The following is a 10147-nucleotide window of genomic DNA, read 5'->3' as shown; positions in this document are numbered from 1 at the left end:
TCAAAAAAGATATTTTGATTTTTACGAGCCTAGGGCGAGTTAAAAAATATTCGTTTGGGTATTTTGAAAAGAAAATCGGGATTTCCGAATTTTCTCAAACACGGAGCGAGCATTTTTAAATGCGAGCGGAGTCGTGGTAGCGACATAGATGTCGTTAGCATAGGCCAAAAGCCGTAGAGTAGGGCTCTGCACCGAAATAATAGCGGCGTTTAGGCAAAAGCCTCTGAATAGACCCGAAAAATATTTATTTGGGATTTTCCTATATCCTAGGACTAAAAACGTTCACAAAGGTATCTAGCGTTTAATATTTTAAACGATACGGGTCAGGTAGGGCTTAGGTGCTATACGAAATTAAAATCGATTGTAGATTACCGGTTGGTTTAAAAACAACAAATGATTATTTTTTAAAGGTTCAAGACAAATTAAGCGGACATTCTATTATTGCTTTTAACAGAATACTCATTTAGTCTCCTTTTAATCTTTTTATTCAATCCCATCATGATCATTAGAAAAAGGGAAGATAAAAGAGCAGTTAGCGATTGGAATTTTTAAGAGATATAGTATTTTAGGGAGTTTTAAAAGAAATTATTTTTTAAAAGTATTTGCAGGCAAGGAAATTTTAGAAAAGATTCAGATTTTTCCCGTTTTTGCTACGAATACTTAATAGCAATAGGATGCGCTAAACCTACGCCAGTCGGTTAATAATCCGGCAAATTATGCTTATATATCGACAGAATTTTAATGTAGTCCGGTTTAATACGAAAAACTATCACGTAGCCTTTAAAAATTAAGTCTCTCGTATCCTCTCGTTTAAGTAGCTTGTTCTTGCGAAAACTATAAGGCCTGCTTGGAATTTCTAGGATTTTGTCATACAAGGTATCGTTAAATTCGATCGCTCTGCTAAGGCTATCTTGAGTGATAAAATTTAGTATTCTTTCCAGCTCATTACCAAATTTATCCGAAAGAACTATTTTCATAAAGACGCGCCGAGCTTTCGTAAATGCTCTTTAGAGCGCTCTCTCATTTCGTCAAAGCTATAGTATTTTACCTCGCCTCTATCGTCTGCGTCGGAAATTTCTTGCAAATGTTTCGCATCCGCAAGGCTTAATCCTCCAAGGTCGTCGTCATAGGTTATTTGAGCTTTTGGATCTAGCTGTAAAACAGCTTTTATGGCTTGTATTAGGTTGCTATTATCGGGTATTATATTAATCGAGGTCATCTTGTCTCCTCAAATTTGATTTAAAGTATTATACCATATCCCCTAAAAAGAAGTCGCCTTGCGGTATACAAGCGCGTAAGCAAAGTAAAGAGGGGTAAGGGAGTAAAATACGTATCGTGGACACGTCTTAATCTCTCAAACGATTACGTTTGTGCTTGCCATAAGCTTTTAAAAACAAAAAATTCGCCTCTTACGCAAAGAACTAGGTTGTGTCCTTCGATTTAAAGAGCATTACTCGTTTTTACCCCTCTTCTTCCTTAACTTCTATAAAATTTATCTTTTCGACTAAGTTTTTTAAAATTTCATATTGACGGGCTCTGCGTAAGTATTCATAGTAATCTTATACTGTTGCTCGTGACCCACTAAAGCCGCTATATGCTCTATCCTCTCGCCGCCTTGAATTAGCTTGTTTATAAAAGTATGCCTAAGAGAATGAAACGTCCTTGTTTTATCGTCTTTTATTACTCTCATGTTGATCTTTTTTCTAAAATATTCTGAAAAGTCTTTATTGTCGCAATTAAATAGTCTTACGGGCTTACCGTTTTTAGCGCCAGATTTCTTTTTACTATCTATTAGTTCAAAAAGTCCGATATCTTTTAATTTAGGGTGAATAGGTACGTTTCTTATAGAGTTTTTGGTTTTTAAAGTTTTGCTTCTATCGGTATTTACGTCAATCTCCATATTTAAGCTAAAACAAACTACGCCGTCCTTGGTTATTATATCGTCCGTATTTAGCTGGATTATTTCGTTTAGCCTCATTCCCGAATACGCTGCGATATGGGTTACGAAAAACAGTTCGTCTTTATTTACTCTTTGACTTTTCGTATCGCCGTTTTCCTTGATATCGCAGACAATGGCTAAAAGAGCGTTTACGTCGCTATCTCGGTATGGCTTTTTATTTATAACGTCATCGGCGGTTAAGGTTATTTGAATATCCGTGGCGGGATTTTTAGCGAAGTAATCACTGTCGTAGCAATATTTAAAAAATTCGCAGATTCTAACTATATATTTTTTGATAGTGGACTTGGAAATTTTCGGCTTATCCTTTGCTATAGCTATGATCTCGTCTAAGTTCTTGTTTTTATAGAGATTGTTTTGAGAGAGTTTGGTCGGTAGTATAAGCAAGGTATTTCTAAATTTGAGTAAATCGTCTCTTTTTATGCTTTTAATATCTAAGTCGCCGCCAAAGTACATAAACATAAGCTTTCCTACGTGATTAACTAGACCCAGGGTGCTGTCGCTCCAGCTGCTAGATACGCTAGTGTTAGATACGTAATTATTAAAAGCCGTTTTAAGAGTAATTACGTCTGTTCCGGCTTCATGCTTGTTTACTACGGTGGCTAGGGTTTTACTAGATCTTAGCCGTTCGCTCAGCGCTTTGGCTCTATCTGCGATAATACCTTGAGATAATTTAATAGCTTGATTTAACGTAATGTCGTTAATATATTCAGTATCGTCGGCGTTGGCAAGCTCTGGCGCCGCATCCAAGTATCTTTCTTCTGGGTCTTTTAAAATTATGCCTTTATCTTCATAATCGCTAACCTTATACACCTTAACGCAACCTCCTAAAGTATAGTCGCCTAGATTGCCGTATCCGAATTTTAAATCTCCGCTCGGCCTATCGTCTCCGTCCGGCAGCAATTTATGTCCGAACAACCTAAAGATATCGTTCGTCATCAATGCTCCTTTTTGCCTAGCCAGAGCATTTATCGAGTCGGTTAGTTCCGAAACGCTGTTTTTTAATGATCTTTTAGTAAAAGGAAGCACCAGATCGCTATCTTTTAAAAGATCTATATCGTCTTGATAAGCATTTACGTCCATGTTCTTAACAACTGGGTCTATTTCATTTTTAGTATCGTTGCTTAAATTTATATCTTGGCGTCTTTTGCCCAGCGGCACGAAAGCTTGTTGTTTCTCGTTTAGCAGTTTTTGATTTTTAGACATTTTATAAGATATATGATTTATGTTATCGATAGTAGCTTCTAGCAGTCTTTTACCTAGAGTCTTCTTGGTTGATATATCGGCGCAAGATAGCTTCTTGCATATCTCGTCGACCTCTCTTGATATCGTGTCCGGCAAGCTGTTTTCCTTAAGGCTTTGTTTTAGATATAAAATTAAGCGACAATAGTCCGTCTATGCTTATATATCTGCCGAGCAAATCATGCTCTTTGACACTTTTGATTTCCTTGGTTTCCAAAAGCGTAAACACTAAATGCTCTATAAATTCGCTACCTAAATTCATCTTGGCCGCCTTTTTAATCATATTAAAAATTCTAGAGTAAATCTTAGCATGATTCATCGCTAAAGTGAAGCGTTTTGTGCGGGTAGAGTTTGTGTACTCGGTTTTATTGCCAAAATACGGCTTTAAATATAGCGGAATGGCTATCCTAAAATGATATATGCCGTTTCGTTTTACGAGATATTGCATTATCGTCGTTATACGATAAAAATTGTAGCAAACTGTAGCAGATATTTAAAGAAATATCGGCCGTATACCGTTTTTTAGGTAATTTGGTGCGAATTTCAATAATCCCTCATAAGCCGGACGCCCTTAGTTCAAGTCTCCCCCGTGACACCATAAATGCCCTATTTATCGGTATTTAAACCGTCTATTTTGCAGTTTCCCTTTCTTTGATTTTTTTCTTAAACCATGGAACACCTTTGATAAAAGGTGGTACAATGGAAGCATTTTACAAAAAATAATCCTATAAAATGACTTTAGCGTAGCATATATCCGCAAATTTTATCCTCGTCCCCACTATTGCCATGCTCTCATCTAGCAAATTTAGACCTGACGATAGCCGTTGGCACTACTCTCATCCGAGCTCCAACTTCTTGATTTTTATTACTCCCAATATTTTATAGGCTTATCTAGAATATTTAACGAAAACAAGAAAATGTTTTTACTAAACCCTCCACCTAACCAGCAATCTCCTTTTATCTTCGACGTTTAAATTTATAAAATCGATACCAAAGAGTTTCGTTAAATTTTCGCCCTTTAAAATTTGATCGGTTGCACCGAATTCATATCCTAAGGGGCCGTTTAAAAGCAAGGTTTTATCTGCCACCGCAAGCGCGTGATCGGGGTGATGCGAGGTAAAGATCACGCATGTTTTTTGCTCGCTATTTAGCTTTTTGATTAGGCTTAAAACGGCGTTTTGATGAAAGACGTCGAGATAGGAAGTCGGCTCGTCCATGATTAGAATTTTGGGCCGTAGTACTAGCGAGCGAGCTATTAGGACTAGCTGCATCATGCCGCCGCTTAGCTCGTCTACGTTTAAATTTAAATACTCGCTAACGCCTGCTATCCGTGCGGCTTCCTCGGCCATCGCCCTATCCTCTGCGCTCGGCCTTGAAAACATACCGACGTTTGCGTTTACGCCCATTAAAATCAGATCTTTTACCTTAAAGCTAAAAGCGATATTTTCGCTTTGGGGCACGTATCCTACGAGTTTGGCACGCTCTTTGCCGCTAAGAGAGGCATGATCGCGGCCATCAATCAAAATTTGACCATTTTTTGCTTTTAGAAGTCCCAAAACAATCTTTAAAAACGTAGATTTACCTATGCCGTTTGGGCCCAAAATCGCAAGCGTTTCGCCGCTTTCTAGGCTAAGGCTTAAATTTTGCAAAATTTGCTTCGCCCCGTAAGAAAAGCTTAAATTTTCTACGTTTAAGACCATCTTTTGCCCTTTTTAACGATGATGACGCCGATCATCGGAGCGCCTATAAGCGCGGTTAGGATACTTAGCGGGATTTCAGCCGAGCTCACGCTTCTAGCCGCGACGTCGGTTAGCATCAAAAATATCCCGCCTAATATCGCAGAAATCGGAACTAGCTGCGAGTTATCGGAGCCGTAAATCAGCCTCGTAACATGCGGCATCAAAAGCCCGACCCAGCCGATGATACCGGCGATGGCTACGCTTGCAGCCGTTATCAGAGTAGCAAGTACGATAAAGATAAAGCCTAAAAATTTGCTCTCGCCCAAAATGCTTGCATGTTCGCCGCCTAGGGATAAAATGTTTAGCTTCCAGCCCATTAGGCTCAAAAGCACGAGCCCGATAACGCAAACGGGAGCAAGCGCCACTAAGTCGCTCCAAGATATGGCGCTTAGGCTTCCCATTAGCCAATATACGATGCTAGGTAGCTTTTCTTGCGTGTCGGCGACGTATTTGACGACGGAGATCAGCGCTTCAAAGATAGCGCCCGTGATGATGCCCGCAAGCACCAGCATGAGCTTTGAGTTTTTGTTTGCCAAAACGCCTAGGGCGTAAGCTATCATGACGGCTAAAAAGCCGAAAATAAAAGCGCCTATTTGCGTGGCTACGGGGCTACCGAAGGCTAAAATGCAAACCACTGCGCCAAATCCAGCCCCACTGCCTACACCCAGGATATTTGGGCTTACCAAAGGATTTGCAAACATCGCCTGAAATATCACGCCCGCCGCACTAAGGCTAGCGCCTATCAAAAACGCCGCTATCAGCCTAGGCAAGCGCAGGTCAAATATCAAAGCGTAAAGAGTCTCTTTATCGTTTTGATAATAATCAATTAGCCCCTCAAGCGAAATCCTACCCGCAAGCAGCGAAAAAACGACTGCAAAGGCCAGAAAAAGCGATAAAAACAGATATTTTTTCATTATCTAAAAAGCTCGTAAAATTTGCTCTCTCCGTTTAGGTCGAAGCGTAAAATTTGAGCTATCTCATCATCGTTTAGATCGTAGCCGTAGAGCAACTTGTAGCTCTTTTTCATCTCGTCTTTTAAATTTATATGCGCCTGCCCAGAAAATAGCACGCTAAACCACGCCCAGCCTAGGTGAGATTCGCCCGTAGGCGGTTCCCACATATCGCCTCCCAGAGGCATTTTATAGACGGCTTTTTGCTTGACGGCTTTTACATTTTTTAAAATTTTATCATCAAAAAAGTCCCGCGGAGTTAGCTCGTCGAAGTTGCTAAGCAAGATAACGTCCGGATTTTGCGCGAGAATTTCTTCTTTATTTAAAATTCTAAATCCCCCGAAATTCGCCGCATTTGCTCCGCCGCTTAGCTTGATCTCATAATCAAAATACGTCCCGCCTCCTGCAGCCTCGTAGCTTTTATCTCGGCCGAATATAAAAAGAACCTTCGGTTTTTTGCTAAGCCCTTTTACGAAATTTTCGATCTTAGCTCTTACCTCGGCTCTATTTTGTAAAATTTGCTCCGCTCTTTGCTCTTTTTCGTAAATTTGACCCAGCATACCAAACCAAAAAAGAGGGTCTTCCTCCGTGCCGCTTAAATTTACCAAAGCTACGTTTAGGCCTACTTTTCGCAGCGGCTCTATGATCTTTTCGCCTCTCATGCCCCACTGCACGACTAGATCCGGAGAGAGCTTCAGTAGTTCCTCTATGTTTGGCGCAAAGTCATCTCCGATACCGCCTGCCGGGATACTAGCTGCGCCTTTGATCATTTTTCCCAGCATTCCGCGCTCGATGTTTTTCTTGGCTACGGGATGGACGGAGGCTAGGCGAGATACGTTGTTTTCGACGCTAAGAGAAAACGAAGCTAGCGGCACCGGAAACAGCGCTACGCTTTTAACCAAACCATCAAAATGAAGTTTGTTTCCGCTTTGATCGGTAAATTCAAGCGCGCCCAGCGTCGCTGCCAGTAGCAATAAAGCAGGTATGATTTTTCTCAAATTTGATCCTTAAATTTGTAAATTTTAGGGCTTTTGAGCGGGGCTGTTTAAAACCCGCTCGGCAAATTTAAATTTTAAAAGCTAGCCTTAAATCCTAGTTTGAAATTTCTGCCAGGATTTATTAGCGGGTTGCTAGCGCTTCTAGGCTGGCTGATTAGCTCGTAGCTTAGGCTTGGGGCGTATTCTTTGTCAAAGATATTTTCGACGCCCAAATTTAGGCTAAAATCTTTTAAGAATCCTAGTTTGCCCAGACTCTTACCAAAGTATAGGTTATGCACGAAATATCCGGCTCGCTCGCGCTCTACGCTGTCGTCTATGCGCGTCTTTCTTGCCGCCCAGTCGCCGCTATACTCTATGTATGAGTTTGCCAAAAACTCCGGCGAATAAGAAACAGCCACGCGTCCGCTAAGCGGAGCGATCTCCGGAAGCGGTTTGCCGGTTTGTTTATTTTTGCCGCGAGTGTAGGCGACGTTTGTTTTAAACTCCAAATTTGATAAAAATTTATATGCTAGGTCAAATTCCGCTCCGCTTATCTTGGCTCTATTTACGTTTTGCGACTGATAGTAGGTCACGCCGCCGCTTTGCCAGTTTCGCTCGACGATCAGGTCTTTATAATCTCCCGTGTAAAATATCAAATTTGATCTAAGCGCTTTATCCGTATAGCGAAGTCCGGCCTCGTAGGTAACGCCTTTTTCGATATTTAGATCAGGGTTTGGTAGATACGCCTCGCTGCCCGAAAACGTAAGTATCGGAGCAACCTCGCCGCTCATAGGAGCCCTAAACGAAGTAGAGAAATTTCCTACAAACTCAAACCCCTGGGTGATAGGGTAAATAAGTCCCAGTCCGTAGCTGGCTCTGCCGTCTTTTCTATCGTTGGCGTTTTCGTATAGGGCTTTTACGGCGGGGCTCATCGAGCTATCCATATCAAAGGACGTTTTTATGCGGTCGTAGCGTAAATTTGCGCTCAAAATCGCGTCGTTGCTAAACGCGTATTCAAGTAAGCCAAAGCCCGCGATATCAAGCTGTTTGGTTCTTAGCCTGTTGCGTACGCTAGGGCCTTTGTTTACGCTTTGATACACGCTATCCCAGTCCTCGTAATAAAAATCTACGCCGTAGGTTTGGGTTAGGCTGTCGCCTATAAATTTGCCGATAAATTTGCCGCCGTAGACCTTCGGGCCGTTTACGTAGTTATCGACCTGTCTAGGCGACATAGCTCCTATATACGGCCTTATATTTAGGTGCGTATAAAGCTCTCTGTAGTACAAGCTAGAATCTAATATAAATTTGTCGTTTATGTTACCTTCGTAGTTTAGCGCTACGTATTTTTCTCTAAGAGGCGCTTCTTTTATGTATTTTTGAAAGCCTTTTTTGTTCGCCGTTCCAGGAGCGCCGACCGCCGTACCGACTACGCCGCGCTCAGACTCCGTATATCTGGTTACGAGCTCAAGTCTGTGAAAATCGGCAAAGCTATATCCGCCTTTAAAATCAAGGCTTCGGTAATTATACCTCGTATTTGGTATTTTACCCGCCGGAGTGTCATAGTCCTTGCCGTGTTTGTAGTTTAAGCCGAGCAATGCGTCAAACCCGTGTCCGACTACGCCGAGTTGTAAGCGGTTTTGCACGCCTTTGTTCGCGCTTTGATACTGGGTGCTAAGATAAGTGTCCGATAGTGCCCAGTCGCCGTGCACGTCTCCGCTAGCTCTTTTGGTGACTAAATTTACTATGCCGCCAAAGGCATCCGTGCCGTAAAGCGTGCTAGCAGGACCTCTTATTATCTCTATCCTTTCGATTTGATCGGGCGTAAATATCGAATACTCAAACGCCGGCCTACCTCTAAATCTAAGCCCGTCTACGAACATCGGCACGCGGTAGTCAGATGAGCTAAAGCCGCGCACGTTTACGGTACCTGAGTCTATGCCTTCGTTTACGATTGAAACTCCAGGCACTTCGCTGATTAGCTCGGGTACGCTTTTGCCAAGCTTTCTTTCTATCGCCTCTTTATCTACTACCGAGACACTTTTGCTTATCTCGTCTACGCTTTGAGACGATCTTTGCGCCGTGACGTTTACGCCTTCTAGCGATTTTAGCTCTACTTCGTTTTGCGCGGCAGCTAAAACGCCCGCAAGCGCTAAACTAAGCGCGATTTGCTTTTGCATTTAAACTCCTTTAAAAATTATTAACGGGCAATTATACAGAAATATATAATGATTTTCAATGATTAAAAATAAGGTTTTGAGTAAATAATTTATTTTTAAAATTTAGCGATATTGGGGAGGACGTAGTCCTTCATAAAAATATTCTAACAAAAAGAGGAATAATTTTTGTTTAATTTATCGAAGTTTCAAAAGTAATTTTAAAATGTAATTTTACTTTAATAAAAAACAAAACAGTTTTTACTTTTACTTCATTAAATGGTTATACATCTCTTATGTAAGAATTCCAAAAACAAAGTTTTAGCACTATCTTAAGCGATAGTGCAGTAAGGTCTTAGCCAGACAGGCAAATAGCCTAACGGCTATTATAAAAGCCAGCTTAATTTAAGAAAAAATAAACGACTGATTTTCATGCAATCTGCATACCAATATCTCAAACAAAAAATCGTTCGGTAGCTTTTTTAGGTATTGAACTGATTTGTAGATACTGTTTTTTAGTATATCATTTACGGGTTTTACTTATCTAACCGATCTTGTAATTATCTATATATTGATGCTTTTAAGGTGTTTTACCGTAGTATAAAAATACACAAGGCCAAATAGTGGAAATATGCTATAATTATTAAAAGTCTAAAAGGATTAATATGCTAGCCAAACTGGAACTATCCATAGAAAAACCTGATGTGCTCGCCAAGGTTAAGGAGTTTTTAAAAAGCCTAGGCAATGATATCAAGGTAAAAGAAGAAAATATAACCAATAAAAAGCTAGAAGCGTTTAATAGCGTATGCGGTAGCGTTAATTTAAACATTCCCGTCGAACCCGAAGAACTAGAAGAAGCAAGAGCTAAAAAATATGTCTTATAACGTATTTTTGGACACCAATGCTTTAATAGACATCTTGGTCGATTATGAAACGCCGACTACATATGATAAAATAAGAAGCGACGCGAAGCTGGCATTAAAAACTAAAATATACATAGCCGAGCTTATAAAAAACAATCCCGACATAAAGCTATTTATAAACACGACTACCGTAACCAATGTATTTTTTATAGGCTCAAGATAAGCTAAGCGGATTCTCTCTTATCATCTTTAGTAAAATATGATAG

At 40.6% G+C, this 10147-nt stretch carries 10 protein-coding genes; 2 read left to right on the top strand and 8 right to left on the bottom strand.

Annotation, left to right across the window (positions count from 1 at the left end):
* Positions 1-698 precede the first annotated feature (698 nt).
* The 8 genes from Q0546_RS04665 to Q0546_RS04630 all read right to left on the bottom strand — a co-directional run bounded on the left by Q0546_RS04665 (position 699) and on the right by Q0546_RS04630 (position 9042).
* Positions 699-977: a type II toxin-antitoxin system RelE/ParE family toxin gene (locus Q0546_RS04665; protein WP_298790961.1), complete on the bottom strand. Its 279-nt coding sequence runs from the start codon at positions 975-977 to the stop codon at positions 699-701.
* Positions 974-1219 carry a hypothetical protein gene (locus tag Q0546_RS04660; protein WP_298790959.1) on the bottom strand — a complete coding sequence of 82 codons (246 nt, stop codon included), beginning with the start codon at positions 1217-1219 and terminating at the stop codon, positions 974-976. Before Q0546_RS04660 ends, Q0546_RS04665 begins: the two co-directional genes overlap by 4 nt.
* Before the next feature lie 294 nt (positions 1220-1513).
* Positions 1514-3298 (bottom strand): site-specific integrase, encoded by a 1785-nt coding sequence (locus Q0546_RS04655; protein ID WP_298790957.1) that lies wholly within the window; start codon positions 3296-3298, stop codon positions 1514-1516.
* Positions 3299-3308: 10 nt separating this feature from the next.
* Positions 3309-3647: a DUF6538 domain-containing protein gene (locus Q0546_RS04650; protein WP_298790955.1), complete on the bottom strand. Its 339-nt coding sequence runs from the start codon at positions 3645-3647 to the stop codon at positions 3309-3311.
* A gap of 478 nt (positions 3648-4125) precedes the next feature.
* Positions 4126-4899 carry an ABC transporter ATP-binding protein gene (locus tag Q0546_RS04645; RefSeq protein ID WP_298790953.1) on the bottom strand — a complete coding sequence of 258 codons (774 nt, stop codon included), beginning with the start codon at positions 4897-4899 and terminating at the stop codon, positions 4126-4128.
* Positions 4890-5852, bottom strand: coding sequence for an iron ABC transporter permease (locus tag Q0546_RS04640; RefSeq protein WP_298790951.1), 963 nt, complete (start codon positions 5850-5852; stop codon positions 4890-4892). The genes Q0546_RS04645 and Q0546_RS04640 overlap by 10 nt, the downstream gene beginning before the upstream one ends.
* Positions 5852-6886: an ABC transporter substrate-binding protein gene (locus Q0546_RS04635; protein WP_298790949.1), complete on the bottom strand. Its 1035-nt coding sequence runs from the start codon at positions 6884-6886 to the stop codon at positions 5852-5854. The genes Q0546_RS04640 and Q0546_RS04635 overlap by 1 nt, the downstream gene beginning before the upstream one ends.
* Before the next feature lie 74 nt (positions 6887-6960).
* Complete coding sequence (locus Q0546_RS04630; RefSeq protein ID WP_298790947.1) at positions 6961-9042, bottom strand: TonB-dependent receptor; 2082 nt, start codon at positions 9040-9042, stop codon at positions 6961-6963.
* Positions 9043-9683: 641 nt separating this feature from the next.
* Here Q0546_RS04630 and Q0546_RS04625 point away from each other — a divergent pair.
* Both Q0546_RS04625 and Q0546_RS04620 read left to right on the top strand, forming a co-directional pair.
* On the top strand, positions 9684-9902 hold the full coding sequence (locus Q0546_RS04625) for a hypothetical protein (protein ID WP_298790946.1): 219 nt from the start codon (positions 9684-9686) through the stop codon (positions 9900-9902).
* On the top strand, positions 9892-10104 hold the full coding sequence (locus Q0546_RS04620) for a hypothetical protein (protein ID WP_298790941.1): 213 nt from the start codon (positions 9892-9894) through the stop codon (positions 10102-10104). The genes Q0546_RS04625 and Q0546_RS04620 overlap by 11 nt, the downstream gene beginning before the upstream one ends.
* The last annotated feature ends 43 nt before the right edge of the window (positions 10105-10147 follow it).

This window comes from uncultured Campylobacter sp., from assembly GCF_937997465.1.
In the GTDB taxonomy this organism is placed as follows: Bacteria; Campylobacterota; Campylobacteria; order Campylobacterales; family Campylobacteraceae; genus Campylobacter_A.
Note: the sequence above shows the minus strand (reverse complement) of the source record. Positions and strands in the feature narration are given on the sequence as shown.

Bases quoted from the DNA above. Each gene is read 5' to 3' on its own strand.
- Q0546_RS04640 (WP_298790951.1), bottom strand. From the start codon at position 5,852: ATGAAAAAATATCTGTTTTTATCGCTTTTTCTGGCCTTTGCAGTCGTT.
- Q0546_RS04625 (WP_298790946.1), top strand. From the start codon at position 9,684: ATGCTAGCCAAACTGGAACTATCCATAGAAAAACCTGATGTGCTCGCC.
- Q0546_RS04645 (WP_298790953.1), bottom strand. From the start codon at position 4,899: ATGGTCTTAAACGTAGAAAATTTAAGCTTTTCTTACGGGGCGAAGCAA.
- Q0546_RS04650 (WP_298790955.1), bottom strand. From the start codon at position 3,647: ATGCAATATCTCGTAAAACGAAACGGCATATATCATTTTAGGATAGCC.
- Q0546_RS04665 (WP_298790961.1), bottom strand. From the start codon at position 977: ATGAAAATAGTTCTTTCGGATAAATTTGGTAATGAGCTGGAAAGAATA.
- Q0546_RS04630 (WP_298790947.1), bottom strand. From the start codon at position 9,042: ATGCAAAAGCAAATCGCGCTTAGTTTAGCGCTTGCGGGCGTTTTAGCT.
- Q0546_RS04620 (WP_298790941.1), top strand. From the start codon at position 9,892: ATGTCTTATAACGTATTTTTGGACACCAATGCTTTAATAGACATCTTG.
- Q0546_RS04660 (WP_298790959.1), bottom strand. From the start codon at position 1,219: ATGACCTCGATTAATATAATACCCGATAATAGCAACCTAATACAAGCC.